This window comes from Agrobacterium sp. 22-223-1, from assembly GCF_053522385.1.
Genome location: NZ_JBNWCN010000001.1, coordinates 2,005,983 through 2,029,527 on the forward strand (window position 1 = coordinate 2,005,983; position 23,545 = coordinate 2,029,527).

Here is a 23,545-nt window from a genome sequence, read left to right on the forward strand (position 1 = left end):
AAAGATGAATCGTCGTGTGAGAATGCGGCAATAAAACACGGCTGGTTTTTAAGCCGTGGTCGCTATCATCCCTCGTATGAAGATATTGATTCTCGGCGCAACAGGTTTCATCGGTTCGGAGGTTCTCAAAAGCCTGCACCTCCGCGGGCATGCCGTGACGGGGCTAGCGCGTTCTGTCACCCGCGCCCGCGACAAATGGCCTTTCGCCAACTGGGTCTCAGCCGATCTTTCCAGGATGACGCACGCGACAGACTGGTCATCGCTCGTCCATGACCATGCCGCCATTGTCAATTGCGCGGGCGCGCTGCAGGACGGCCTGTCGGATGACCTTGCCGCGACGCAGGAAAAGGCGATGCTGGCGCTCTATGAAGCAACGGCGCAGGCGGGCGGCAGAAGGATAATCCAGATATCGGCCCGCACGGCGGGGGCGGCATCCGGCCTGCCCTTCCTCGCCACCAAACGCCGCGCGGATGAGGCGCTCGCCGCAAGCGGTCTGCCTCACGTCATTCTGCGCCCCGCGCTGGTGGTTGGGCGAAACGCGCACGGCGGCACGGCACTTGTGCGTGCGCTTGCAGGCTTTGCCTTCGTGGTGCCGCTCGTCAATGGACGAATCGCCGTCCGGACGGTCGCGGTGGAGGATGTGGCAACCGTGGTATGCGCGGCGATCGACGGCGAAATCCCGCCGGGCAGCGATCTCGAACTCGCCGCGAAGGAAACGCTGACATTGCAGGACGTGGTCGCCAGACACCGGCAATGGCTGGGCCTGCCCCGTGCTCCGATCATAAATCTTCCCGCCGCCTTCATGCGCCCCGTCGCCCTCGTGGCGGATGCCGCGGGCAAACTCGGCTGGCGGTCGCCGCTGCGTTCGACCGCCATGACGGTCATGTCGGAAGGCATCGTAACGGAGAATGAAGCAGGACCGGCGATGGCGTCACTCAAGACCCTGGAACAGACGCTGGCCGCCCACCCTTCCGGCGTGCAGGACCTGTGGTTTGCCAGATTATATCTGCTGAAACCCCTGATCGTTCTCTGCCTGTCTTTATTCTGGCTGCTGTCCGGCCTCATACCGCTGCTGAATATCACTGGAGCAGCCGCGCATTTCCTGCGCTTTATGCCGCACACGCCGGCTGTCATTCTCACGCTCGCCACCTGCCTCGTCGATATAGGCCTCGGCATCGCCGTCCTGCTGCGGCCGCTCGCCAGAAAGGCGCTTGTCGCCATGCTGCTGGTCAGCGCCGCTTATCTGGCCGGCGGCAGCCTGCTGGAACCGACCCTTTGGCTCGATCCGCTCGGTCCTCTGGTCAAGGTTCTGCCTTCCGTCGCCCTGACGCTCGTTGCCCTCGCCACCTTGGATGAACGTTGATGACACTTGAGGAACTGCTGCGGCTTGCCCATGTCATCGGCGCGACGGTGCTGTTCGGCACCGGCGCGGGCATTGCCTTTTTCATGGTGATGGCACGGCGGACGGCCAGCCCGGCGCTGATCGCCCATGTCTCAGGCACCGTCGTCATCGCCGACACGGTCTTTACCGCCACCGCCGCGATCATCCAACCGGTCACCGGATATTTTCTCGCGCGCATCATCGGCTGGCCGCTGACCGAGGGCTGGATCGCGCTTTCGCTCGCCCTTTATGTCTTCACCGGCATTTTCTGGCTGCCGGTGGTGTGGATACAGATCAGACTGCGCGATATCGCCCGCGACTGCGCCGCCACCGGACAGGCCCTGCCGGCGCAATGGTTCCGGCTTTACCGCATCTGGTTCGCCTGTGGTTTTCCCGCCTTTTTCGCGGTTCTCGGCATCATCTGGCTCATGCTCAACAAGCCGGACATTCCCCTGTTCGGCTGATGCGGCTCAATTGACCGCCTATCGCTCGACAAGCTGCGCCAGCTGCTCCGCAACCGTGTTCCAACCGTCGAAGAAACCCATCTCCGCGTGCCTGTCGCGATCCTCAAGATTGTTGTGCATGGCATAGGCCTCATATTCCATGCCGTCGGGGTGATCGCGAAATGTCATCACGGCGGTGAGGAACGGCTGGGCGGAGGGGCGAAAACCCGCCGTCAGCGCATCGGTGAAAACCAGACGCTGCTCATGATCCACCGCCAGAAAACATCCTTTGACATGCGGACCGAAGGCCGTGCCGTCCTCGCTATAGCGCGTTTCGAAGGCGCCGCCGGGATGGAGCTCCATGCGGTCGACCCGGCATTGGCCGGGATGCGGCACCCACCATTGTTCGAGGCTGGCCTTGTCCGTCCAGGCATTCCAGACGAGCCGGCGCGGCGCCCTGATGATGCGTGAAACCTTCAGGTCGAGATCGGGATTGAAAGTCTCGGTCATTGGTCATTCTCCCCTTTGCTGGACATCCTGTCCTGCTGCGCCATGACGAATTGTTCGAGCCGGTCGGTGCGGCCTTCCCAGATGGCGCGTTGTTGCGACAACCAGCCATCGAGCATGGAGAACCTCTGTTTCTCCAGCGAGCAGAACCGGACACGCCCCTGCTTGCGCGTCACGATCAGCCCCGCCTCTTCCAGCTGGCGGATATGTTTCATGAAGGATGGCAGGGCCATGTCGAAGGGCTCGGCCAGCGTTCCGATACTCGCCTCCCCGCCGCCCAGCCGCAGGATCACCGCCCTGCGGGTCGGATCGGCAAGAGACTGGAAGATATCGTCGAGCGCGTCTGAATAGTTTTCCATAAGGCTAACTATCATATCGAAATAGTTAGCTCAATGGATAAGTTTAAAAATCGCGAAAATTCGTTGCCGCAGGGAATAATCCGTCGGGCTGCGGTGTCTCTTGATGTGCTGGCGGCAGAGGCCGCCCGAACCAAGGAGGATATGTCCATGAAGATCCGCTTTATCGTTCCCGCCCTCGTTCTGGCTTTTGCCGGAACGGCCTATGCCGCCCCTATGGTCGAAACCGTCAAGACTGCCAAGGGCGATGTGCTGGCGGGCGAAAAAGGCATGACGCTCTACACTTTCAAGAACGACAAGAAGGGCGTATCCAATTGTTATGACAAATGCGCGGTGAACTGGCCGCCGTTTTTCGCAGCCGCCAGCGACAAGGCCGAGGGCGCCTATTCCCTCGTGAAGCGCAAGGACGGCAAGATGCAATGGGCGAAGGATGGCATGCCGCTTTATTACTGGGTCAAGGACACGAAAAAAGGCGACGCCACCGGCGACGGTATGAACGGTGTATGGGATGCCGCAAAACCCTGATGGCATGACGGATGAAAAGCGGGGGAACCATTCCCCCGCAGCCGGCAGCTTCGAAACGGAGATGCTCGCGCTGATGCCCATGCTGCGCCGTTATTCCCGCAGCCTTTCCCGTTCAGATGCCGATGGCGAAGACCTCTTGCAGGACTGCGTGGAAAAGGCGCTGGCCAATAAAAGGCAATGGCGCGGAACGGGTTTGAAATCATGGGCTTACACGATAATGACGAATCTTTATCGTAACCGCCACCGCGCCGAGAAACGCCACCCGTCCGAGAGCCTGGACGGCCATGAGAGCATCGCCGGCGCGGAGACGCTCTCCGACACGCTGGAGAACGACCGGTTGCACGGCGCACTCGCCCTTCTTTCGCCGGACATGCGCGCCGTGCTGATGCTGGTGACGGTGGAAGGCTACAGCTATCAGGAGGCGGCAGAGACATTGTCGATCCCGCTCGGCACCGTCATGTCCAGACTGTCCCGCGCCCGCGAAACCCTTCGCCAGCATCTGGCGGCGGATAATATCATACCCTTGCGGAGACCAAGATGAAACGGCTAGAGGCCATAACCGAAGACGATCTGCACGCCTATGTCGACGGACTTCTTTCCGACGATGACCGCGCGGCTGTCGAGGCCTGGCTGGCGGAAAGGCCGGAAGAGCAGGCCCGTGTGGAGGAATGGAGAAAACAGGCCGATATTCTGCGCAATGCCTTCGCCTCCTATGCCGCCGCACATCCGCATGACGCATCGATGCTCAGCCCGCAAAAGAGGGACCGCGCATGGCGAGCAAAACCGGTTCTCCTGCAAACAGCGGCCGCCCTTTTGATCTTCGTGGCGGGTGCTGCGGCGGGCAGGCTTCTGCCGCCGTCTTTTTCCACGCCGCAGGACGTGACCCTGGCGTCGCTGACGACGGATATTCCGGCGCAGGCGAAATCCGCCTATCTCATCTATGCGAGCGAGGTGCGCCATCCCGTCGAAGTCGGCGCAGGAGAACAGCAGCATCTCGCCACATGGCTCGGCAAGCGGCTCGGTTACCCCTTCACCATCCCCGATCTCTCGAAGATCGGATACGACCTCGTCGGCGGGCGTCTTATCCCCGTCAGCGGCAAACCGGGCGCAATGTTGATGTATCAGGACAAGACCGGCCGCCGGGTGACGGTGCTGATCGGCCACAACGAGGAAAACCGCACCACCAGCTTCCGCATGGCCAGCGCCGACGGCATCGAGACCTTCTACTGGATCGACAATGAACTGGGTTACGCCGTGTCCGCCGAGCTGACGCGCGACGAGGTGCAGGCAATCGCCGAGGAATGCTACCGGCAGTTCCCGACGTGAAGACTGTTATTTCAGCATCGGCCAGAGGCTGATGACGAGAAGCACGGCCATGGTGATATTGAACCATTTGAGCCGGACCGGCACAGCCAGCCATTCCCGCAATGCCGAACCGAAACCCGCCCAGGTGGAAACGCTGGGAAGATTGACCGCGGCGAAGGCCACGCCAACGAGAAGCACGGTGAGGAAATATTGCCGCTCATCCGTATAGGTCGCCATTGCCGTCACCGCCATCACCCACGCCTTGGGATTGACCCACTGAAAGGCGGCCGCGGCAAGGAAACTCATCGGCTCCGCTGCGGCCGAACCCTCGCTCAGGCTGCGGGAGGTGCCGATCTTCCACGCAATCCAGACGAGATAAAGCCCGCCTGCGAATTTCAGCCCGGTGTAAAGCAGGGGCACCGAATGCAGCAACGCGCCGAGACCTAAGCCGACCCCGATCAGCAGCGACAGGAACCCCGCCCCGATGCCCAGCATATGCGGGATGGTGCGGCGGAATCCGAAATTCACGCCGGAGGCAAAAAGCATCATATTGTTCGGGCCGGGCGTGATGGATGTGGTGAAGGCAAACAGCACCAGCGCGACAAGAGTTTCGACAGTCATGATTTCTCCTTGAGCCGAAATCCTATCCGTCGGGCCAACATCAGGCCACCCCGCCGGATCGATGGCCGAGGTCAATTTTTTTGATGGATCGATCCTCTCCATGCCGGCTTTGAGAAGTCGGAACAAAGTTCTATTGTCCGATCACCAACCGCTGGAGCGAACCCATGTATGACGATATTCCTTCCGTCACCCTGCCCTCCGGAAAAGAGGTTCCCGCCCTTGGCCTCGGCACCTGGAACATGGGGGAGACGAGATCATCCGCGCCGCAGGAGGTCGAAAGCATCCGCAAGGCGATCGATCTCGGCATGACGCTGATCGACACCGCGGAAATGTATGCGGACGGCAGATCGGAAGAGGTGGTCGGCACGGCCATCGCCGGCCGTCGACAGGACGTGTTTCTGGTCAGCAAGGTCTATCCCTGGAACGCCAGCGAAAGAGGCACGGCGGAGGCCTGCGAGCGCAGCCTTGCAAGGCTCGGCACCGACCATATCGACCTCTATCTGCTGCACTGGCGCGGCGAGCATTCGCTTGCGGAAACCGTGGCGGCTTTCGAAAGGCTGAAGAGCGACGGCAAGATCGGCGACTGGGGCGTCTCCAATTTCGACACCGACGACATGGAGGAGCTTTTCGCGGTTCCCGGCGGCAAGAACTGCGCCGCCAATCAGGTGCTCTACAATCTGTCCCGGCGTGGGCCGGAGTTTTCGCTGCTGCCCTGGTGCCAGGAGCGCGGCGTGCCGCTGATGGCCTATTCCCCCATCGAGCAGGGCCGCATCTTGAAGAACCACGAACTCATCCGCATCGCCAAGGCCTATCAGGCGACACCGGCGCAACTGGCGCTCGCCTTTCTTCTGGAAAGGGACAGCGTCATCGCCATCCCGAAATCCGCCAGCGTTTCCCGTGTCGAGGAAAATCGCGGCGCGACCGATCTTGAAATAACCGAGGAAGACTGGGCCGCTCTCGACGCCGTCTTCCCGCCGCCAACGCGCAAGACCTCGCTGGAAATGCTGTGAGGTAACAGAGGGTTACGAAACACTTCAGAATCAATCGCTCAAGCGGTTGAATCGGAATGTGAACGCCACGCCGAAAAGCAGGCCCATTGTTCAGGGATGCGTCATCAGTCCCGGACCGGAAGAAACGGCGCGACAAGCCGCGCCGTCAAATCATGAGAACGCACCGCGCTTCATTACGGTATGCGGTGCTCATATTCCTCTTTCAGCCCCAGCCAGGTATCCCAGAAGGGTCCCGGCTCCTCTTCCTGAAGTCGGGCAGCGAGAATATCGAGGTGCACGTGCCAGCCGGCGCTGACATTGAGCTTGGTCGTGCGATCCGCAAGCCGGCGATGGATCAGCGTCAGAAGCACGTCCTTGCCCAGAGCCTGAAGCTCGATGGACACCTCCGCGCCCTCGCCCCAACTGAAGACAAGGCGGTGTGGCGGAACGACGGTGATGATGCGGGACGCCATTCTGTGCTCTTCGGAAAAGCCTTCCGGGCGACGGCCCGGCGGATCGGAAAGCTCATCGTTACGCCAGACGAGTTCGAACGGCGCATCGGGCGCAAGCCGCATTTCGCCGGAAGCCAGCCAGCGACGGCGAAGCTCGCTTTGTGTCAGATAGGCCCATACCCGCTCGATCGGCCCCGGCAGCAGCCGTTCGATCTTCAGGGTTGTCGGTTCGACAAGACGGCCATAGGCGTCAGGCATTGCAATATCAGCCATTGTCATTTCCTCCATCTGCAGGGATTTTTCCCTGATCATCCTCCCTGAGCATCTGCTCAAGAATATCGAGGCGGCTGCCCCAGAACTGTCGGTAGAAATCGAGCCATTCATGCGCCTCTGCCAAGGGTTCCGGCGCAAGGCGACAGACATGGATGCGCCCCCTCACCTCGCGGCGGATAAGCCCCGCATTTTCCAGCGCCTTGATATGTTTCGAGGCGGCAGCGAGCGATATGTCGAACGGCCGGGCCAACTGGCTCACCGTTCGCTCACCAAGGGAAAGATCGCGTAGCATCGTGCGCCGCGTAGCGTCGCCAAGGGCATGAAAGACGGTATCGAGATGTGAAGCGGATAATTCAACCATGTTGTTGAATATAGACTGCCGCCCCAGAAAGTCAACCATATGGTTGAATATCAATCCGCGAAGCGAATTCCATAAAAAAACCCGCGGCGAACCGCGGGTCAGACTGCTGACAAAGGTTAAATACCTCTCATCCGTCATCCTCGCCCTTGAGGCGAGGATCCACAGCCGTTAAAGGTATGGATCCTCGGGTCGAGCCCGAGGATGACGTCGGTTTAGCGAGAAGCCTGTCGCAAGCTTGCGTCGCTCACATCCCCTGCGGGCCGCGATTCATCGCCGCGATACCGGTGCGGCAAATCTCGATCAGGCCGAGCGGCTTGATGATCGCCACGAACTGGTCGATCTTCGACGACTTGCCGGTGATCTCGAAGATGAAATGCTCCACGGTCGCATCCACCACCTTGGCCTGAAACGCATCGGCAAGGCGCAGCGTCTCTGCACGGTCCTCGCCGGAACCGGCGACCTTGATAAGCGCCACTTCGCGCTCGATAGGCCGTTCCTGACCGAGTTCGCGGGCGCGAACGGTGAGATCGAGAACCCGGTGCACCGGCACGATGCGCTCAAGCTGCGCCTTGATCTGCTCCAGCACGATGGGTGTGCCGCGCGTGACGATGGTGATGCGCGACAGATGCGCCTCATGTTCCGTTTCCGAAACCGTCAGGCTTTCGATGTTGTAGCCGCGGCCGGAAAACAGGCCGATGACCCGGGCGAGGACGCCCGGCTCGTTGCTGACGAGAACCGACAGCGTGTGATTTTCGACGGCAGCCGTTTCCTTCTGGATGAAATAGGCCGAGCCGGTGGGTTGTAGGTGTGCGTTCATGTCCTTTTCCTCTCCCGGCTCAGACTAGCTGACGGCCCTTGGCGTCAATGGCGTTGGCAACCGCTTCATCCGTCGCCTCATCCGGCAACAGCATCTCGTTGTGAGCCTTACCAGACGGGATCATCGGGAAGCAATTGGCAAGATTGGCGACGCGGCAATCGAAAATGACCGGCTTCTTGACCGCGATCATTTCTGCAATCTTGTCGTCCAGTTCCTTCGGGTCGTCGCAATACATGCCGACCGCGCCATAGGCCTCCGCCAGCTTGACGAAATCGGGCATGGCTTCCGTATAGGAGTTGGACAGGCGGTTGCCATGCAGCAGCTGCTGCCATTGGCGCACCATGCCCATATACTGGTTGTTGAGGATGAAGATTTTCACCGGCAGACCGTACTGGATGGCGCAGGACATTTCCTGAATGCACATCTGGATCGAGGCGTCACCGGCAATGTCGATGACCAGCGCGTCCGGATGCGCGACCTGAACGCCGATGGCCGCCGGCAGGCCGTAGCCCATGGTGCCGAGACCGCCCGAGGTCATCCAGTGGTTCGGCTCCTCGAAACCGAAGAACTGCGCCGCCCACATCTGATGCTGGCCAACTTCAGTGGTGATATAGGTGTCGCGGCCCTTCGAAGCCTCATAAAGCCGCTGCAAGGCATATTGCGGCATGATGACGTCGTTGGAGTTCTTGTAGGCGAAGGAATTGCGGGCGCGCCAGCGCTCGATCTGCGCCCACCAGTCAGCCGTCTGCGCCTTCTCAACCTTCTTCGGCAGAGCGCGCCACAGGCGAACCATATCTTCCAGAACATGGCTGACATCGCCAATGATCGGCACGTCGACGCGAACCGTCTTGTTGATCGAGGACGGGTCGATATCGATATGGATCTTCTTGGAATTCGGCGAAAACGCATTGATGCGGCCGGTAATTCGGTCGTCGAAACGCGCGCCGACGCAGACCAGAACGTCGCAATCATGCATCGTCATATTGGCTTCGTAGGAACCGTGCATGCCCAGCATGCCGAGCCAGTTCTTGCCGGAAGCCGGATAGGCGCCGAGACCCATCAGCGTCGAGGTGATCGGGAAGCCGGTCAGCTCGACCAGTTCGCGCAGCAGCCGGGTTGCCTCCGGGCCGGAATTGATGACGCCGCCGCCGGTATAGAAAACCGGCTTCTTCGCCTTCGACATCAGGTCGATGGCGGCATGAATGGCGTTCAGATCGCCCTGAACCTTCGGCTTGTAGCTCTCATGCTGGGTGGCGGCGGAGGGCGGCGTGTAGGTGCCGGTGGCGAACTGGATGTCCTTCGGAATATCGACGACGACAGGACCGGGACGACCCGTCTGCGCGATACGGAAGGCTTCATGGATGATGCCCGCCAACTCGTTGACGTCCTTGACCAGCCAGTTGTGCTTGGTGCAGGGGCGCGTGATACCGACGGTATCGCATTCCTGGAACGCGTCGGAACCGATGAGCGTGGTGGGAACCTGGCCGGATAGGCAGACGAGCGGAATGGAATCCATCAGCGCATCCTGCAGCGGGGTGACCGCATTGGTCGCGCCGGGGCCGGAGGTGACGAGCATGACGCCGACCTTGCCGGTGGAACGGGCATAACCTTCGGCGGCATGGCCAGCGCCCTGCTCGTGGCGCACGAGGATATGCTGGATGTCTTCCTGCTGGAAAATCTCGTCATAGATCGGAAGCACGGCACCGCCAGGATAACCGAAGATGTGCTCGACGCCATTGTCCTTCAGCGCCTGCAGAACGATCTCCGCACCTGTCATGCGATTGCTGTTTTCCGTATTGTCCTTATCCGTCATTGCCTGTTTCCATCCCGCTTTGGCTTTGGATATCGAGGAGCCCGAGGGCCTGTTTGAAGACATAAAAAAAGGCCCCTAGAGGAGCCTCGTTCAGCGCATGGGTGCTTTCGCCGGATGGTTACACCATCCTGCCCATGCGCCGTCCCACCACGATAAGTACGTTAAGATTTTTCATGGGCCGGAGTGTTAGCCACAAAAGCGCCAGCCGTCAACGCATATTGCAGGAAAAAATCGCCGCCGCCTTCTTTTATTACCCGAAAGGCTGCTTCGGCGAAATTTTCGAACGCAGCCGGTACACATGTTGTTAAGCATAATCTTTTAATATCGAGAACGCAGATACTGCCCGAACCACCGCGATCATCCGCATGTACCGGGAAAAAATGTGAGTAACGACACGTTTCATAATGCGTCCCGCATGGACGAAAACGAACGGCGATCCGGCCAGCAGCCGGCGAACCGCATGCTGGGCCGCGTCATCGTCTGTAACGGTGCGCATGCCACCATCGCCGCCGAAACGGAACCCGGCACCACCGATGTCTCGCAGCTCTGGTCCGTCGGACGCCTGATCTCCATCGAAATGGGTACGAGCCGTGTGGCGGCGCTGGTTTTTTCCATGCGAACCGGCGAGGACTATTGGGCGGCGGACAGGCCGAACAGGCTGCTGATCGAGGTTGAACTGGTTGGCGAAGTCTATCGCACCGAGGACGGCAGCGAGCGCTTTTCCACCGGCATTTCCCGTTACCCCTATCTCGGTGCGGTGGCGCATCGTATCCGCACCAGCGATCTTGCCAAGATTTACGACAGCGGCAAGCGCGACGCCTGCACGATCGGCAGGCTGACGCAGGACGACACGATCAACGCCACCATCAGCATTCCCCAGATGCTCGCCAAACATTTCGCCGTCGTCGGCTCGACGGGTGTGGGCAAGACCACCGCCGTCTCGCTGCTTCTGAACAAGGCGATCGAGGCCGACCCGAAGTTGCGCGTCCTCATTCTCGATCCGCACAATGAATTCGCGGCCGCCTTTCCCGATCATTCGGTCGTCATCGACACCGATACGCTGGATCTTCCCTTCTGGCTGATGCGCCTTGAGGAATTTGCGGAAGTGATTTTCCGCGGCCGCAAACCCGTGCCGGAAGAAATGGATGTCCTTCGTGACCTCGTTCCGGAAGCGAAAAAAGCATTTCGCGGCACCGAGGGTTCCGCCGTGCGCCGCACGTCCGACAAGAGCGCGATCACGCCGGATACGCCGGTGCCCTATCGCATGGCCGATCTTCTCGCCCTCATCGACGAGCGTATCGGCCGGCTGGAAGGGCGTGGCGAAAAACCCGCGCTGCGCTCGCTGAAAGGCCGCATCCTCTCGGCCATCAACGACACCCGCTACAATTTCATGTTCTCCAGCAATACGATCAGCGACACCATTCTGGAGACGGTGGCGCATATTTTCCGCATTCCCGGGGAAGGCAAACCGATTTCGGTGTTCCAGCTCTCCGGCATCCCCTCCGAAGTGGTGAATTCGGTGGTCTCCGTCCTCTGCCGCATGTCCTTCGAACTGGCGGTGCTGGCGCGCGGCTCGCTGCATATGCTTGTCGTCTGCGAAGAAGCGCACCGTTATGTGCCCGCCGACCCCGAGCGCGGTTTTTTCCCCACCCGGCAATCCATTGCCCAGATCGCCAAGGAAGGCCGCAAATACGGCATTTCGCTCGGCGTCATCAGCCAGCGGCCAAGCGAGCTGGACCAGACCATCCTGTCGCAATGCTCGACCGTTTTCGCCATGCGGCTGTCGAACGAGATCGACCAGAAGATCATTCTCTCCGCCGTACCGAACGCATCGACCTCGACCACCAGCTTTCTGTCTTCCATCGGCAATGGCGAGGCCATCGCCTTCGGCGAGGCCGTCAATGTGCCGATGCGCATGCGTTTCGACCGCGTGGTCACGGCCAAATTGCCGAAAGCAAGCGGCACCATCAGCCATACGAACCATGAAACCCCTGACACGGTCGATCTGAACAACATCGTCACCCGCATGCGCGCCACGGCCAAGCCTGTTATCACCGGCTTCCAGCAAAGCGTCGAAGCAGCCTTTTCCGATCTGCCGGAGCCGGCAGCAGCACCACGGGAGACGGACGACATCGACCGCTGGAAGCGGGAACTGGGAACGGCCACACCGGAGGGATACGAGCCCTACCGCCCGGACATGCTGCCCGGCCGCACGCTCTCCCCATCGCCAAATTCGGCGGCACCCGATGCCGCCTCCGGCGCCGTCAACGAATTGCGCAAGGCCAGTTTCCAGATGCAGGCACAGAATGGCCCGCCGCCCGGCGATGCACGTCCGTCGCTCCGCGAAAGCCTGCTGAAGAAGCCGCTCGGCAGTCTCTACCGGAAAGACTGATGGACGCTCTCACGGCTGGATACGTGTCCAGTCGTCGCCCATCTGGTTGCGGAACCAGGTCATCTGCCGTTTGGCATATTGACGGGTCGCGGCCGCCGATTTTTCGATGACCTCCGCCTCGCCGATGCGCCCGGCCAGCATATCGGCAATCTGGGTAACGCCGATCGCCTTCATTGCGGTGGCATCGGATGCGAGGTTGAGCGCGAGAAGCGCCTGCACCTCCTCCACCGCCCCGCTATCCATCATCATCTCGAAACGCCGGTTGATGCGGTCATGCAGCACCGGCCTTTCCGGCAGGACGACGAATTTTTGCGCCCGGTCGGGATCGACGATCATCGGGCCGCTGGCGCGCTGAAAATCCCGGATCGACTTTCCGGTCGCCTTGAGCACCTCCAGCGCCCGGACGATGCGCTGGCCGTCTCCCGGCTGCAGCATATCCGCCATGGCCGGATCGTGCCGTGCGAGCTCCGCATGGAGCGCAGCCGCCCCCTCCCCGATCAGCCGGGCACGCAGCCCATCGCGGATGTCATCGGGAATGGCGGGCATGTCGGAAAGCCCGCCCGTCAGCGCCTTGAAATAAAGCCCCGTACCGCCGACGATGACGGGCAAACGCCCCTGCCCGCGCAAATCCGCAAGCAGGGCGGAAATCTCCCGCAGCCATTCGCCGGTTGAGTAGAGGCTGCTCGCCGGCACATGGCCGTAGAGAAGATGCGGCACGCCCTCCATCTCGTCGTCGGACGGCCGCGCGGTCAGCACCCGCAGCGTGTCGTAAACCTGCATGCTGTCGGCATTGATGACGACGCCGTCCCGCTCCCGCGCGAGACGAAGCGCAAGCGCGGACTTGCCGCTTGCCGTCGGGCCGGTTATCAGGATCGCATCAAAATTCTCATCAAGGTTTTTCATCATGGCTCTCGTTGCCACGCTTATCGCCAATCCGTCAAATCCTGTTCTGACACCGGCCCTCGGCGAGGCGGCCGCAAAGGCCGTCAACGCATCGGGCCTTTATTGGCTGGCCGATGGCATCGCCTGCGATATCGCCCTGCCTTCCGGCACCGCAGCCGAACAGGCTCGCAGTGCCATTGCAGCCACGCTTGCCGGCCAGCCAGTCGATATCGTCATCCAGGAACAGGATCAGCGCCGCAAGAAACTGCTGATCGCCGATATGGATTCGACCATGATCGGCCAGGAATGCATCGACGAGCTGGCCGCCGAAGTCGGGCTGAAGGAAAAAGTTTCCGCTATTACCGCCCGCGCCATGAATGGCGAGATCGCCTTCGAACCCGCACTGCGGGAACGTGTGGCGCTGCTGAAGGGCCTGCCTGTCTCGGTTATCGACGATGTCATCGAAAAGCGCATCACGCTTACCCCCGGCGGCAGGGAGCTGATCGCCACCATGAAGGCCAAGGGCTATTACACCGCCCTCGTTTCCGGCGGCTTCACCGTCTTCACCGGCCGCGTCGCCGCCATGCTGGGTTTCGATGAGGACCGCGCCAATCTGCTCGGCGAAGCCAATGGCGAACTTGACGGCACCGTTGCCGAACCGATCCTCGGCAAACAGGCCAAGGTGGACGCGCTGAACGATATCGCCGCAAGGCTCGGCATCTCGCCGGAAGAGGCGATGGCGGTCGGCGATGGTGCCAACGATCTGGGCATGCTGCATCTCGCCGGCGCAGGCGTTGCCCTGCACGCCAAACCGGCCGTGGCCGCCGAGGCGCAGATGCGCATCGACCATGGCGACCTGACGGCGCTTCTCTACATCCAGGGCTATCGCAAGACGGATTTTGTCACTCCATGATCATCCGAGAGACGCCACGACTCATTCTGCGCGAGTGGAAGGAGAGCGACCGTGACCTGTTCCGCGAAATCAACGCCGACGAAAAAGTCATGGAGTTTTTCCCCTTCCGCCGCAGCCATGCGGAAGCGGACGCCGTGCTGGAAACCATCAACGGCATGATCCGCGGCAGCGGCTATGGCTTTTATGCGATGGAACTGCGCGAAACCGGCGAGGTCATGGGCTTCTGCGGCATCTCCCCCGTCATGAACCTCGATCCGCCCTTCCCGGTCGGCACCATGGAGATCGGCTGGCGGCTCGCCACCCGCTTCTGGGGGCACGGCTATGTCACGGAAGCGGCGCAGTCGCTGCTCGTCATGGCCTTCGATGAAAAGGAAACGCCGGAAATCGTCTCCTTCGCCGTCCACAACAACCACCGTTCGACGGCGGTGATGGAGCGCATCGGCCTGAAGCGCGATCCTTCCCGCGACTTCGACCATCCGCGCGTGCCGGAAGAGACGCATCCGCATCTGCGGCCGCACGTCACCTATGCGCTGACGCTGGAGGAATGGCGGGCACGATAAGACACCTGCCCGCCAGTTCCCAAGGTCATTTCACCGCGGCATTGCCGCCATCGGCGAACAGAGCGGCACCGGCGACGAAGCTCGCCATGGGGCTCGCGAGGAAAAGCGCTGCCCGCGCAATTTCCGGCGGCTCCGCGATACGTTTCATTGCATGCAGGCCGGCGGCCCATTCCTTCTGGGCGTCGTCTCCCGCAGCAGGTGTATCGACCCCGCCGGGCAGCAGCGCATTGGCGCGAATGCCTTTCACCGCATAATCGGCGGTAATGCCTTTCACCAGCCCCATCAACCCCGCCTTGGCCGCGCCATAAGCCGCCATGCCCGGTATGCCGGCGCTGGTGCCGACGAAGCTCGAGGTGAAGACGATGGAACCGCCACCCCGCATCAACATCGGCGGAATCTGGTAACGCGCGCCCAGAAAGGCGGAGGTGAGATTGACATTGAGCGCATGATCCCATTCCGCGGGCGAAATCTCCGCCAGCGGTTTCATGGCTCCCACCGCACCGGCATTGTTGACGGCGATATCGAGGCCACCGAAGACGCTTATGGCCGTATCCGCCAACCGGGAATGGGTTTCGGCAACACCGGCATCGCCGGCAACCGTGTGGACGCGACCGCCCGCCTCACGAATGTCTGCGGCAACCTCATGCAGGGCCTTTTCGCCGCGCGCATTGATGACAACGGCCGCACCTTCGGCGGCAAACAGCATTGCCGTCGCCCGGCCGATGCCGGATGACGCGCCGGTGATGATGGCAACCTTGTTTTCGAGTAATTTCATATCCTTGGCCTCCGTTCGATGGAGACCAAGAATTAGAGAGCAGCCGGGATCACAACCACCCGATTCCTGCCTGACCGGGCGGAAAGCGCCTTATTCCAGTGGCAGCGCCACGACGCGCAGATTGCCCTGCGCATCGGCCACCATCATATGCGCATTCTTGCGGCCTTCGGATTTCAGGCCGTTGACGCGCACCAGCACGTCGCCCGGAACTTCCATGAAGTCCTGCCCGACCTCGACGATGATATCGCCGGCCTTCATGCCCTTCTGCTCGGCGGGCGAACCCGGATCGACGCTCGCCACCAGCACGCCTTCAACGCTTTCGGCAATGCCCTTTTCGGTGCGCAACTCGTTGCTCAGCACCACGAGGTTCATGCCGAGCACGCTCTGCGGCGCCTCGCGCACTTCCGGCGTCTGGTCCTGCGCCTGATCGTCAGCGCCTCCATCATCTTCCGGTGCAACCACACCGCTATCGCCGTCTTCGCTCTGCTGATCTTCGGCCGAGGCCTTTTCGTCGGTCGTATCCTGCAATTGCCCGAGCTTGACCTTGACGGTCTCTTGCCTGCCGTCACGCAGGATCACCACATCGACCTCCTTGCCGACCGGGCTTTCCGCCACGATCCGCAAGAGGTCGCGCATCTCATGAATATCCTTGCCGTCGAATTTCAGCACGACATCGCCGGCCTGGATCGGGCCGTTCTCCACCGGTCCGCCCTTGGCGACGCCGGAGATAAGCGCACCCTTGGCGCTGTCCATGCCGAGGCTTGCCGCCACATCGTCGGTGACGGGCTGAACACGAACGCCGAGCCAGCCGCGACGCGTCTCGCCGAACTCGATGAGCTGCTGGACGATATTCTGGGCAAGCTCCGTCGGCACGGCGAAACCGATGCCGATCGAACCGCCGCTCGGGGAAATGATCGCCGTATTGATGCCGATCACCTCACCCTTCATGTTGAAGAGCGGACCGCCGGAATTGCCCTTGTTGATGGCCGCATCCGTCTGGATGAAATTGTCATAGGGACCGGCATTGATGTTACGCCCGCGCGCGGAAATGACGCCGACTGTCAGCGAGCCGCCAAGCCCGAAGGGGTTGCCGATGGCCATCACCCAGTCACCGATGCGCATGCTGCGCGAATCGCCGAACTTGACGGCCTTCAGCGGCGTTTTCGGCTCCACCTTCAACACCGAAAGGTCGGTCTTGGTATCGGTGCCGACCAGCGTCGCCTTGAGCTTCGAGCCGTTCGGGAAAATCACCTCGATGGCGTCGGCGCCCTCGATGACGTGGTTGTTGGTGACAACGTAGCCGGCCGGATCGATGACGAAACCCGAGCCCAGCGAACTCACCTTTTCGCCGCCCTCGGGCTTCTGGCTGTCGAAATAATCCTTGAAGAATTCCTGAAAGGGCGAGCCCTCCGGTAGACGCGGCGGAACCGGGCCCTTGCCCTCGGTCTTGACGTTCTGCGACGTGGAAATATTCACCACCGCATCGAGAAGCGGCTCGGCGAGATCGGCCACCGATTCCGGCCCATGGCTCTGCGCTCTCGCAACAACCGGTGCCGTCAGGCTACCTGCCACAAGCGCGATGCCCGCGACTGCGGCGATGCTGCTGCGAAAAGGCGAAAGAAGGGTCACGGCCATAAGCGTCCTCGCGTTTCAAATAGTCTTGCCCTGCATATATCGGCAAAGCATAAGGCGGAATGATGAAGTGTAAAAATACCTTTTCGTGAACAGGCGGGGGACGCCTTGCCCTTAGCCACAGCATTGGCACGAAAACGGACCAAAAAGAAAGGGCCGGTAAAACCGGCCCCTCCAAAATCATTTTATCCGCTATCAGTTCGCCGGTGCCGGCTGCGGGGCAGCCGGAGCGGCAGGAGCCGCACCGTCGATATTGTTGAAATAACGGAAGAAGGTCGAGTCCGGAGACAGAACCAGCGTCGTGCCGTTGCCGTTCAGCGCATTGGCATAGGCCGACATGGAGCGATAGAACTCGAAGAAGTTCGGATCGCGCTGGAAAGCCTCGCCGAACACCTTGTTGCGCTCCGCATCGCCTTCACCACGCAGCACTTCGGACTGACGGCGGGCGTCGGATTCCAGCTCGACGACCTGACGGTCGGCGATGGCGCGGCGGCGCTGCGCCTCTTCGTTACCGCGGGCGCGGATCAGTTCGGCCTCGGCCAGACGTTCCGACTTCATGCGCTCGAAGGTCTGCTGCGAGACTTCCTGCGTCAGGTCGGTACGGCGGATGCGGACATCGACGATGCTGATGCCGAGCGATTCCGCATCGGGACGCAGATCGTCGCGCACTTCCTGCATCATCGATGCACGTGCATCCGAAAGCGCCGATTCGAAACCGCGCAGACCGTAGACCCGGCGCAGCGATGCGTCGAGACGGGTACGCAGGCGCGATTCCGCCGACATCTGGTCACCCGAGACCGTCTGCCGGAAGCGGCGCGCATCCGTGATGCGATAAACCACGAAGGCATCGACCTCGTAGAACTTGCCGCCGGAAACCTGAACACGGATATTGTCGTGATCGAAGCGCAGCGCCCGGTTCTCGATATATTGCACCCGGTCGGCATCCATGAAGGCGAAGGGCAGCTTGAAATAAAGGCCCGGCGCGGTTTTCACATCCTGGATTTCACCGAAGCGGACGACGATGGCCTGCTGGCGCTCGTTGACGACGAAGATCGACGAATAACCGAGGAAAAGCACGACGGCGAGACCGACGAGAATGGCAGAAAGACGGTTACCCATATCAGTTGCCTCCCTGCTGTGCTGCGCCCGGATTGTTGCGCATGATCTCGTTCAGAGGCAGATAAGGCACCACGCCCTGTTTCTCGTCGATGATGATCTTGTTGGAGCCCTTCAGAACCTGTTCCATCGTTTCCAGGAACATGCGCTGGCGGGTCACGTCCGGCGCGGTGCGATACTGGTCATAGATGGAGACGAAGCGCTGCGCCTCACCCTGCGCCTCGTTGACGACGCGCGACTTGTACGCGTTCGCTTCTTCGAGGATCTGCGCGGCCTGGCCGCGAGCGGCGCCGAGCTTCTGGTTGGCGTACTGGTTGGCTTCCTGAACGAAGCGGTCTTCGTCCTGTTCGGCGCGCTGCACTTCGTCGAAGGCATCGGCCACTTCGCGCGGCGGCGCCGCATCTTCGATGGCCACGGCATTGATGGAAATGCCGGCGCCATAACCGTCCATGGTGGACTGGATGATGGTTCGCACATCCGCCGCAATCGCCTGACGGTTATCGCGGAAAATGTCCTGTGCCGGACGACGGCCGACGACTTCGCGCATGGCGCTTTCGGAAACCTGCTGCAGGGTTTCGGCCGGGCTGTCGACGTTGAAGAGATAGGATTTCGGATCCGAAACCGTATAGAGCACCGAGAACTGCACGTTGACGATGTTCTGGTCGCCCGTCAGCATCACGCCGCTCGACGAAGACGACGAGGCGCGCGAACCGATATTCTGCTGCTGCTCGGTAACCTTGACGATTTCAACCGTCTCGATCGGCCACAGATGGAAATGCAGACCGGGCATCGAGATTTCGTCCTTCGGACGTCCGAAACGCAGCTCCACGCCGCGCTCGTCCGGCTGGACGGTATAGATAGACTGGATGCCGAGGAAAACCAGCACGACGAGAACCACGATGGCAACCGCGCCGCCGTTGAAGCCGCCGGGCAGCACATTCTTGAAACGGTCCTGGCTGCGCCGGATGATCTCTTCCAGATCGGGCGGGCCGCCATTGCCGCCGCCACCGCCGCGAGGCCTGTTAGGCCCCTGCCCCCATGGGCCGCCACCGCCGCCCTGGTTGTTTCCTCCACCGCCGCCGCCCCAAGGGCCGCCGCCGCCATTCTGATTGCTCCAGGGCATCAATACCTCTTTATAAAAGCCTCTCCCGGTTCCGTTCGAAAGCGATTGCTCGCGTGCGGCGGGAATATCGACCCGTTATAGGAAGGAGAAGCGTCCGTTTCAACGCAGAGGTGGTAACTAAATACCCAATCAGGGTAAATAGTTCACTTTGACGCGGCTCTTCGCACATAAGTGGTAAACAGAACCGGATAATTGTCCTTTTCCCCTGCGGGAGCGGGGATTTCCTCGGTTTTCTCAAAAACGGCAGGATCGATTTCCGGAAAAAAAGTGTCGCCATCGAGCTTTACCGCGACATGGGTGACGGAAAGTTGATCGGCGAAGGGCATGGCCTGACGGTAAATCTCACCGCCACCGGCCACGAAGACCTCATCAACACCCAACTCCACAGCCTTGCTTCTGGCAAGCTTCAAAGCCTCCTCCAGCGAGGAGGCGACATTCACGCCTTGCGGCCGGTAATCGGCATTGCGGCTGACGATGATATGCGGGCGGCCCGGCAATGGACGCTCGCCGACGGACAAAAATGTCTTGCGGCCCATGATGAGCGGCTTGCCCATCGTCATCGCCTTGAAGCGCTTGAGGTCGGTGGAAAGCTTCCACGGCATGTCGAGGTCGCGGCCGATGACGCCGTTTTCGGACACCGCGACGATGATGGTGACGCGCTGCTCGCTCATACCGCGATCGGCGCCTTGATGCTTGAATCGGCCTCGTAGTTTTCCAGCGTAAAGTCTTCGAACTTAAAGCTGAAAAGGTCCTTCACATCCGGGTTGAGGCGCATCGTCGGCAGGGCCTTGGGCGTGCGGGTCATCTGCAGCTTCGCCTGCTCGAAATGATTGGCATAAATATGCGCATCGCCGAGCGTATGGACGAAATCGCCCGGCTTCAGACCGGTGACCTGCGCCACCATCAGCGTCAGAAGTGCATAGGACGCGATGTTGAACGGCACGCCGAGGAAAATGTCGGCCGAGCGCTGATAGAGCTGGCAAGAGAGCTTTCCATCGGAAACATAGAACTGGAACAGGCAATGGCAGGGCGGCAGCGCCATCTCGTCCACCAGCGCCGGGTTCCAGGCCGAAACGATGTGGCGGCGGGAGTTCGGATTGGTTTTCAGGCTCTCGATCAAAAGCGCGATCTGATCGACATGGCGACCGTCCGGTGCGGGCCACGAGCGCCACTGCGCACCATAGACCGGACCGAGATCGCCATTCTCGTCGGCCCACTCATCCCAGATGGAAACGCCGTTTTCCTTGAGATAGGCGATATTGGTATCGCCCTTCAGGAACCACAGCAGTTCATGAATGATGGAGCGCAGATGCAGCTTCTTGGTGGTGAGAACCGGAAAGCCTTCGGAAAGGTCGAAACGCATCTGGTAACCGAACACCGAGCGCGTACCCGTGCCGGTGCGGTCTCCGCGGTCGGAGCCGGTTTCCATCACATGCCGGAGAAGATCGAGATATTGTTTCATGCGTTCTGCCGCCGATTCCCTGATATCGAGGGAATATAATAGCACAGGGCGGCAGAACCAATCATCGGGGAAACGCTTATCCCCGCCTTTCAGGAAAAATCAGAGAGATTGCAGTTTCCCGAGTTCCTTGGCGACCAGATAATAAAAGGTCACGCGCGATTTGGAGCGGTCCGCAGCCATGGCCTTGGCGACAGCATCGATTGCCTGATCGGCCGTACCGTCGGTCACGCCGAGCTTCTTGCCGCACCAGCTCGCCTTCACACGTGCAAGCTCTTCCGGATCGGAAGCGGACACCAGCGAGGAATCCCGGTTGCGCAGGGCGATGCCGAGATGCTTGACGATCTTGCCGACCACGGCTTCGTCGGCTGCTGCGTCGTATTTCTTCACATCTGCGAGATAGTCAGTCATGTCCACTCCTTCGTGTGTCCCCGGCCCGGTGTTGCTTCTGGTGACCGGTTGCATGGACAATGGGACAGCAATCCCTCGTCGTCAAGAATTGTCTAAAGTGCGGACCGCAATCACGAAACCTTTTCATGGAATTGTCATCACCCCCCTTTTCTCAGGCGGTCGAAACGCCTATATGAGCCTTGCCGGGGCAACCCGGCTATGGCGATAAACGGTCGGTGTAATAAACCTATTGGACCCGGGGGCGGTACCCGGCGCCTCCACCAAAAACCGGCGGACTTTCATGAAGCGAAGGCCGGCTTTTGATGGGGGCGAAATAGGATCGACAAGGGCGTAAAGATCGAACTTTTGCTCGGCATGATACCGCCGTTATCGGGTCACAAGTGTAGTTGCAAACGACAACAACGCTAAGGAATATGCTCTCGCTGCCTAATGGCGGTGCGGGAATTCCGCTCTAAAGTCCTCACGGTTAGCCCCGTGAGGCGGGGTTCGGAGGTACCTGGCAACAGAAACCTCCACCTTCTCCATTTTGCCTGAATTGGTTATATGATAGCTGACTCGCAATCGGCATCGGCTTTTCCGTTGCTGCCGTTCAGGACATTGCGTATACTTGGCCAACGCGTGAGCGTCAGGATCGGAAATGATCCCGGCTCAAGGATTACGCGAAGATTCAAAGTGTTACAGCGTCCTTGGCGCGCAAGCCGCGCCGTGCATGAAAAGACGTTCGAATAAGGGAAAGACAGGACCGCATGGGGCAGGATCATATCCGTTACGACATTCTCGCACAGGATGCCCTTCGCGGCGTTATTCGTAAGGTTTTGGGTGAAGTGGCCGCAACCGGCCGTCTGCCCGGCGACCACCACTTCTTCATCACCTTCCTGACCGGCGCGCCGGGCGTGCGGATTTCCCAGCACCTCAAGGCGAAATATGCCGAGCAGATGACCATCGTTATCCAGCATCAGTTCTGGGACCTGAAAGTAACCGAAACCGGCTTCGAAATCGGCCTGTCCTTCTCGGATACACCGGAAAAGCTGGTTATTCCCTATAACGCCATTCGCGGTTTCTACGATCCTTCCGTCAATTTCGAGCTCGAATTCGACGTGCCTCTGGCCGAAGAGGAAGAAATCGAAGACGCGGAGATCACCGCTTATCCCGTTTCCCATGAGGCAAAGCCCGCTGCTGCTTCCGAGACGCCCAAATCCGGCGAGGAAAAGAAGGAAGGCTCGGTCGTTTCGCTGGATGCCTTCCGCAAGAAGCAATAACGGCTTTTACGCCGAGCTTACGAAACCCGAGGAGACATATCCCCATGGCGGCCGATATCGTCAATCTGCGTCAGTTTCGCAAACAGAAAGCCCGTAGCGAAAAAGAAAAGCAGGCGGAGCAGAACCGCCTGTCCTTCGGCCGCACCAAGACCGAAAAAAATCTTACCTCGGCCCTGAACGAAAAGGCCGAAAAGGCGCTCGATCAGGGGCGGCTCGAAAAAAACGATGACGGGACCGGCAAAGACTGACAGGCCGGCCGACCGTCGCGGATTTCGGGACTATCGGAAAAGAATCGCAAAACAGGGACTTGCCGGGGAGACATGATTCAGACCTCCAACCGGTTTCACCGGAGACCGATCTGATGATCCGCAAGCACTCCGCGACGTTGCACGGCCACCGCACCAGCATTTCACTCGAAGACGCCTTCTGGGACGAGCTGAAAACCATTGCGGAAAGACGCAAGATCAGTTTCGCGGCCCTGCTTGCAGAAATAGACGACAACCGCTCCGCCGACAGCAATCTGTCCTCGTCGCTGCGGGTTTATGTGCTGAACTGGCTGAAAACCCGCTGACCTTTCGCAAGCTTTCCTGTCAAAGACGCTCCGGCCACGAGCGGGCATCTCGCCCGCCGGATTTTACCCATCCAGCCACTACGAAAAATTCCGCCGAAAACTCGTAACGCCGTGAAAGTATTCATTAAACATTAGCGGCATAATCTGCGCTCCAAGGCATCCCCGTATTGCGTAGCCTTGCTTTCAGATTTTGTTTCATATCCTTCCATTCCACACATCCGCCACGAGGCGACCATGGTTTCTGCCGTTTCGGAAACGGGCACCGCTGTTTCCCTGCTGTCTTCTTCATCCACATCGTCTTCAAGCGTTTCCGAACTGAAAGCACAGATTGCCGAAAAGCAGTCGGAGCTTGCTGAGACCACGGAAGCGAAAGCACAGGAAGAGCTGAAGAGCGCAATCGCGTCCCTCAAAGCTCAGCTCGAGGCTCTCGAAAACAGTGGCGAAAAATCGGCATCGTCGAGCGAAAATGTGGAAAAGCCGAGCCTTTCCGGTGAAAGCGCCAGGATCGGCACCAAAAATTTCGACGCCGACACGCCATTCGGCGAACGCGAAACCTGGATTTGACAGTTTCGTCGGGATTTTTCCGTCAAAGCGATTGATGGGCGGCGC

General features: G+C 60.3%; 28 protein-coding genes and 1 other RNA gene. 14 read left to right on the plus strand and 15 right to left on the minus strand.

Annotated features, from left to right (window positions below):
• Window positions 1-76 precede the first annotated feature (76 nt).
• Together ACQZ60_RS10000 and ACQZ60_RS10005 are read left to right on the plus strand one after the other, a co-directional pair.
• Window positions 77-1,363 carry an SDR family oxidoreductase gene (locus ACQZ60_RS10000; protein WP_448735160.1) on the plus strand — a complete coding sequence of 429 codons (1,287 nt, stop codon included), beginning with the start codon at window positions 77-79 and terminating at the stop codon, window positions 1,361-1,363.
• A complete protein-coding gene (locus tag ACQZ60_RS10005; protein WP_174039463.1) occupies window positions 1,363-1,845 on the plus strand; it encodes a DUF2269 family protein in 483 nt (160 codons plus the stop codon). Before ACQZ60_RS10000 ends, ACQZ60_RS10005 begins: the two co-directional genes overlap by 1 nt.
• Window positions 1,846-1,863: 18 nt before the next feature.
• On the opposite strand, the gene ACQZ60_RS10010 is transcribed toward ACQZ60_RS10005, so the two are convergent.
• Together ACQZ60_RS10010 and ACQZ60_RS10015 are read right to left on the minus strand one after the other, a co-directional pair.
• Complete coding sequence (locus ACQZ60_RS10010; protein ID WP_448735161.1) at window positions 1,864-2,334, minus strand: SRPBCC family protein; 471 nt, start codon at window positions 2,332-2,334, stop codon at window positions 1,864-1,866.
• Window positions 2,331-2,690 carry an ArsR/SmtB family transcription factor gene (locus ACQZ60_RS10015; RefSeq protein WP_020810226.1) on the minus strand — a complete coding sequence of 120 codons (360 nt, stop codon included), beginning with the start codon at window positions 2,688-2,690 and terminating at the stop codon, window positions 2,331-2,333. The genes ACQZ60_RS10010 and ACQZ60_RS10015 overlap by 4 nt, the downstream gene beginning before the upstream one ends.
• Before the next feature lie 141 nt (window positions 2,691-2,831).
• Here ACQZ60_RS10015 and ACQZ60_RS10020 point away from each other — a divergent pair, with 141 nt between their 5' ends.
• Genes ACQZ60_RS10020 through ACQZ60_RS10030 form a run of 3 tightly spaced genes read left to right on the plus strand, consistent with a single transcriptional unit; the run spans window position 2,832 to window position 4,538 of the window.
• Window positions 2,832-3,212 (plus strand): COG4315 family predicted lipoprotein, encoded by a 381-nt coding sequence (locus ACQZ60_RS10020; RefSeq protein WP_078051963.1) that lies wholly within the window; start codon window positions 2,832-2,834, stop codon window positions 3,210-3,212.
• Window positions 3,196-3,753 (plus strand): RNA polymerase sigma factor, encoded by a 558-nt coding sequence (locus tag ACQZ60_RS10025; protein WP_020810224.1) that lies wholly within the window; start codon window positions 3,196-3,198, stop codon window positions 3,751-3,753. The genes ACQZ60_RS10020 and ACQZ60_RS10025 overlap by 17 nt, the downstream gene beginning before the upstream one ends.
• Window positions 3,750-4,538: an anti-sigma factor family protein gene (locus tag ACQZ60_RS10030; RefSeq protein WP_020810223.1), complete on the plus strand. Its 789-nt coding sequence runs from the start codon at window positions 3,750-3,752 to the stop codon at window positions 4,536-4,538. The genes ACQZ60_RS10025 and ACQZ60_RS10030 overlap by 4 nt, the downstream gene beginning before the upstream one ends.
• Window positions 4,539-4,544: 6 nt before the next feature.
• On the opposite strand, the gene ACQZ60_RS10035 is transcribed toward ACQZ60_RS10030, so the two are convergent.
• A complete protein-coding gene (locus tag ACQZ60_RS10035; protein WP_020810222.1) occupies window positions 4,545-5,138 on the minus strand; it encodes a LysE family translocator in 594 nt (197 codons plus the stop codon).
• 164 nt (window positions 5,139-5,302) lie between these two features.
• Between ACQZ60_RS10035 and ACQZ60_RS10040 the strand changes: the two genes are divergently transcribed.
• The gene (locus tag ACQZ60_RS10040) at window positions 5,303-6,148 is read left to right on the plus strand and encodes an aldo/keto reductase (protein WP_020810221.1); all 846 of its coding nucleotides are present in this window, start codon (window positions 5,303-5,305) and stop codon (window positions 6,146-6,148) included.
• Window positions 6,149-6,321: 173 nt separating this feature from the next.
• On the opposite strand, the gene ACQZ60_RS10045 is transcribed toward ACQZ60_RS10040, so the two are convergent.
• The 4 genes from ACQZ60_RS10045 to ACQZ60_RS10060 form a co-directional block, all read right to left on the minus strand.
• Window positions 6,322-6,852 carry an SRPBCC family protein gene (locus tag ACQZ60_RS10045; protein ID WP_031233869.1) on the minus strand — a complete coding sequence of 177 codons (531 nt, stop codon included), beginning with the start codon at window positions 6,850-6,852 and terminating at the stop codon, window positions 6,322-6,324.
• Entirely contained in the window at window positions 6,845-7,213 is a 369-nt protein-coding gene (locus tag ACQZ60_RS10050; protein WP_031233868.1) for an ArsR/SmtB family transcription factor, read from the minus strand. The genes ACQZ60_RS10045 and ACQZ60_RS10050 overlap by 8 nt, the downstream gene beginning before the upstream one ends.
• A 244-nt stretch (window positions 7,214-7,457) precedes the next feature.
• Window positions 7,458-8,030, minus strand: a complete 573-nt coding sequence (gene ilvN, locus ACQZ60_RS10055; RefSeq protein ID WP_003522378.1) for an acetolactate synthase small subunit — start codon at window positions 8,028-8,030, stop codon at window positions 7,458-7,460.
• Between the two features lie 19 nt (window positions 8,031-8,049).
• A complete protein-coding gene (locus ACQZ60_RS10060) occupies window positions 8,050-9,843 on the minus strand; it encodes an acetolactate synthase 3 large subunit (RefSeq protein WP_035239227.1) in 1,794 nt (597 codons plus the stop codon).
• A 382-nt stretch (window positions 9,844-10,225) separates the two neighbouring features.
• Between ACQZ60_RS10060 and ACQZ60_RS10065 the strand changes: the two genes are divergently transcribed.
• A complete protein-coding gene (locus ACQZ60_RS10065) occupies window positions 10,226-12,235 on the plus strand; it encodes an ATP-binding protein (RefSeq protein ID WP_448735162.1) in 2,010 nt (669 codons plus the stop codon).
• A 9-nt stretch (window positions 12,236-12,244) separates the two neighbouring features.
• On the opposite strand, the gene miaA is transcribed toward ACQZ60_RS10065, so the two are convergent.
• A complete protein-coding gene (gene miaA, locus ACQZ60_RS10070) occupies window positions 12,245-13,141 on the minus strand; it encodes a tRNA (adenosine(37)-N6)-dimethylallyltransferase MiaA (protein ID WP_448735163.1) in 897 nt (298 codons plus the stop codon).
• Here miaA and serB point away from each other — a divergent pair.
• Both serB and ACQZ60_RS10080 read left to right on the plus strand, forming a co-directional pair.
• Window positions 13,140-14,030 (plus strand): phosphoserine phosphatase SerB, encoded by an 891-nt coding sequence (gene serB, locus ACQZ60_RS10075; protein WP_020812045.1) that lies wholly within the window; start codon window positions 13,140-13,142, stop codon window positions 14,028-14,030. The two genes, miaA and serB, sit on opposite strands and share 2 nt — an antisense overlap.
• Complete coding sequence (locus tag ACQZ60_RS10080; protein ID WP_020812046.1) at window positions 14,027-14,590, plus strand: GNAT family N-acetyltransferase; 564 nt, start codon at window positions 14,027-14,029, stop codon at window positions 14,588-14,590. Before serB ends, ACQZ60_RS10080 begins: the two co-directional genes overlap by 4 nt.
• Before the next feature lie 25 nt (window positions 14,591-14,615).
• Here the strand turns inward: ACQZ60_RS10080 and ACQZ60_RS10085 are convergent, their stop codons facing one another.
• The 7 genes from ACQZ60_RS10085 to ACQZ60_RS10115 all read right to left on the minus strand — a co-directional run bounded on the left by ACQZ60_RS10085 (window position 14,616) and on the right by ACQZ60_RS10115 (window position 21,106).
• Window positions 14,616-15,365 (minus strand): SDR family oxidoreductase, encoded by a 750-nt coding sequence (locus ACQZ60_RS10085; protein WP_448735164.1) that lies wholly within the window; start codon window positions 15,363-15,365, stop codon window positions 14,616-14,618.
• A 90-nt stretch (window positions 15,366-15,455) separates the two neighbouring features.
• Entirely contained in the window at window positions 15,456-17,000 is a 1,545-nt protein-coding gene (locus tag ACQZ60_RS10090; RefSeq protein ID WP_448735165.1) for a Do family serine endopeptidase, read from the minus strand.
• Between the two features lie 192 nt (window positions 17,001-17,192).
• A complete protein-coding gene (gene hflC, locus ACQZ60_RS10095; protein WP_174057047.1) occupies window positions 17,193-18,116 on the minus strand; it encodes a protease modulator HflC in 924 nt (307 codons plus the stop codon).
• A 1-nt stretch (window position 18,117) separates the two neighbouring features.
• Window positions 18,118-19,236 carry an FtsH protease activity modulator HflK gene (hflK, locus tag ACQZ60_RS10100; protein WP_003522368.1) on the minus strand — a complete coding sequence of 373 codons (1,119 nt, stop codon included), beginning with the start codon at window positions 19,234-19,236 and terminating at the stop codon, window positions 18,118-18,120.
• Between the two features lie 143 nt (window positions 19,237-19,379).
• Window positions 19,380-19,907 carry a dihydrofolate reductase gene (locus ACQZ60_RS10105; RefSeq protein WP_448735166.1) on the minus strand — a complete coding sequence of 176 codons (528 nt, stop codon included), beginning with the start codon at window positions 19,905-19,907 and terminating at the stop codon, window positions 19,380-19,382.
• Entirely contained in the window at window positions 19,904-20,698 is a 795-nt protein-coding gene (locus ACQZ60_RS10110) for a thymidylate synthase (RefSeq protein ID WP_104679532.1), read from the minus strand. Before ACQZ60_RS10110 ends, ACQZ60_RS10105 begins: the two co-directional genes overlap by 4 nt.
• A 99-nt stretch (window positions 20,699-20,797) precedes the next feature.
• Window positions 20,798-21,106 carry a DUF2853 family protein gene (locus ACQZ60_RS10115; protein ID WP_003522365.1) on the minus strand — a complete coding sequence of 103 codons (309 nt, stop codon included), beginning with the start codon at window positions 21,104-21,106 and terminating at the stop codon, window positions 20,798-20,800.
• A gap of 142 nt (window positions 21,107-21,248) precedes the next feature.
• Here ACQZ60_RS10115 and ssrA point away from each other — a divergent pair.
• From ssrA to ACQZ60_RS10140, 5 genes are all read left to right on the plus strand, one after another.
• Window positions 21,249-21,623, plus strand: a transfer-messenger RNA (tmRNA) gene (gene ssrA / locus ACQZ60_RS10120).
• Between the two features lie 229 nt (window positions 21,624-21,852).
• Window positions 21,853-22,365: an SspB family protein gene (locus ACQZ60_RS10125; RefSeq protein WP_020812051.1), complete on the plus strand. Its 513-nt coding sequence runs from the start codon at window positions 21,853-21,855 to the stop codon at window positions 22,363-22,365.
• Between the two features lie 44 nt (window positions 22,366-22,409).
• The gene (locus ACQZ60_RS10130; protein WP_003522363.1) at window positions 22,410-22,613 is read left to right on the plus strand and encodes a DUF4169 family protein; all 204 of its coding nucleotides are present in this window, start codon (window positions 22,410-22,412) and stop codon (window positions 22,611-22,613) included.
• A 113-nt stretch (window positions 22,614-22,726) separates the two neighbouring features.
• Entirely contained in the window at window positions 22,727-22,936 is a 210-nt protein-coding gene (locus ACQZ60_RS10135; RefSeq protein WP_003522362.1) for a ribbon-helix-helix domain-containing protein, read from the plus strand.
• Between the two features lie 234 nt (window positions 22,937-23,170).
• Window positions 23,171-23,500 (plus strand): hypothetical protein, encoded by a 330-nt coding sequence (locus tag ACQZ60_RS10140; RefSeq protein WP_020812052.1) that lies wholly within the window; start codon window positions 23,171-23,173, stop codon window positions 23,498-23,500.
• Window positions 23,501-23,545 lie beyond the last annotated feature (45 nt).

Coding starts and splice junctions, on each gene's coding strand:
- ACQZ60_RS10000 (WP_448735160.1), top strand. CDS start 77: ATGAAGATATTGATTCTCGGCGCAACAGGTTTCATCGGTTCGGAGGTT.
- ACQZ60_RS10005 (WP_174039463.1), top strand. CDS start 1,363: ATGACACTTGAGGAACTGCTGCGGCTTGCCCATGTCATCGGCGCGACG.
- ACQZ60_RS10010 (WP_448735161.1), bottom strand. CDS start 2,334: ATGACCGAGACTTTCAATCCCGATCTCGACCTGAAGGTTTCACGCATC.
- ACQZ60_RS10015 (WP_020810226.1), bottom strand. CDS start 2,690: ATGGAAAACTATTCAGACGCGCTCGACGATATCTTCCAGTCTCTTGCC.
- ACQZ60_RS10020 (WP_078051963.1), top strand. CDS start 2,832: ATGTCCATGAAGATCCGCTTTATCGTTCCCGCCCTCGTTCTGGCTTTT.
- ACQZ60_RS10025 (WP_020810224.1), top strand. CDS start 3,196: ATGCCGCAAAACCCTGATGGCATGACGGATGAAAAGCGGGGGAACCAT.
- ACQZ60_RS10030 (WP_020810223.1), top strand. CDS start 3,750: ATGAAACGGCTAGAGGCCATAACCGAAGACGATCTGCACGCCTATGTC.
- ACQZ60_RS10035 (WP_020810222.1), bottom strand. CDS start 5,138: ATGACTGTCGAAACTCTTGTCGCGCTGGTGCTGTTTGCCTTCACCACA.
- ACQZ60_RS10040 (WP_020810221.1), top strand. CDS start 5,303: ATGTATGACGATATTCCTTCCGTCACCCTGCCCTCCGGAAAAGAGGTT.
- ACQZ60_RS10045 (WP_031233869.1), bottom strand. CDS start 6,852: ATGGCTGATATTGCAATGCCTGACGCCTATGGCCGTCTTGTCGAACCG.
- ACQZ60_RS10050 (WP_031233868.1), bottom strand. CDS start 7,213: ATGGTTGAATTATCCGCTTCACATCTCGATACCGTCTTTCATGCCCTT.
- ilvN (WP_003522378.1), bottom strand. CDS start 8,030: ATGAACGCACACCTACAACCCACCGGCTCGGCCTATTTCATCCAGAAG.
- ACQZ60_RS10060 (WP_035239227.1), bottom strand. CDS start 9,843: ATGACGGATAAGGACAATACGGAAAACAGCAATCGCATGACAGGTGCG.
- serB (WP_020812045.1), top strand. CDS start 13,140: ATGGCTCTCGTTGCCACGCTTATCGCCAATCCGTCAAATCCTGTTCTG.
- miaA (WP_448735163.1), bottom strand. CDS start 13,141: ATGATGAAAAACCTTGATGAGAATTTTGATGCGATCCTGATAACCGGC.
- ACQZ60_RS10080 (WP_020812046.1), top strand. CDS start 14,027: ATGATCATCCGAGAGACGCCACGACTCATTCTGCGCGAGTGGAAGGAG.
- ACQZ60_RS10085 (WP_448735164.1), bottom strand. CDS start 15,365: ATGAAATTACTCGAAAACAAGGTTGCCATCATCACCGGCGCGTCATCC.
- ACQZ60_RS10090 (WP_448735165.1), bottom strand. CDS start 17,000: ATGGCCGTGACCCTTCTTTCGCCTTTTCGCAGCAGCATCGCCGCAGTC.
- hflC (WP_174057047.1), bottom strand. CDS start 18,116: ATGGGTAACCGTCTTTCTGCCATTCTCGTCGGTCTCGCCGTCGTGCTT.
- hflK (WP_003522368.1), bottom strand. CDS start 19,236: ATGCCCTGGAGCAATCAGAATGGCGGCGGCGGCCCTTGGGGCGGCGGC.
- ACQZ60_RS10105 (WP_448735166.1), bottom strand. CDS start 19,907: ATGAGCGAGCAGCGCGTCACCATCATCGTCGCGGTGTCCGAAAACGGC.
- ACQZ60_RS10110 (WP_104679532.1), bottom strand. CDS start 20,698: ATGAAACAATATCTCGATCTTCTCCGGCATGTGATGGAAACCGGCTCC.
- ACQZ60_RS10115 (WP_003522365.1), bottom strand. CDS start 21,106: ATGACTGACTATCTCGCAGATGTGAAGAAATACGACGCAGCAGCCGAC.
- ACQZ60_RS10125 (WP_020812051.1), top strand. CDS start 21,853: ATGGGGCAGGATCATATCCGTTACGACATTCTCGCACAGGATGCCCTT.
- ACQZ60_RS10130 (WP_003522363.1), top strand. CDS start 22,410: ATGGCGGCCGATATCGTCAATCTGCGTCAGTTTCGCAAACAGAAAGCC.
- ACQZ60_RS10135 (WP_003522362.1), top strand. CDS start 22,727: ATGATCCGCAAGCACTCCGCGACGTTGCACGGCCACCGCACCAGCATT.
- ACQZ60_RS10140 (WP_020812052.1), top strand. CDS start 23,171: ATGGTTTCTGCCGTTTCGGAAACGGGCACCGCTGTTTCCCTGCTGTCT.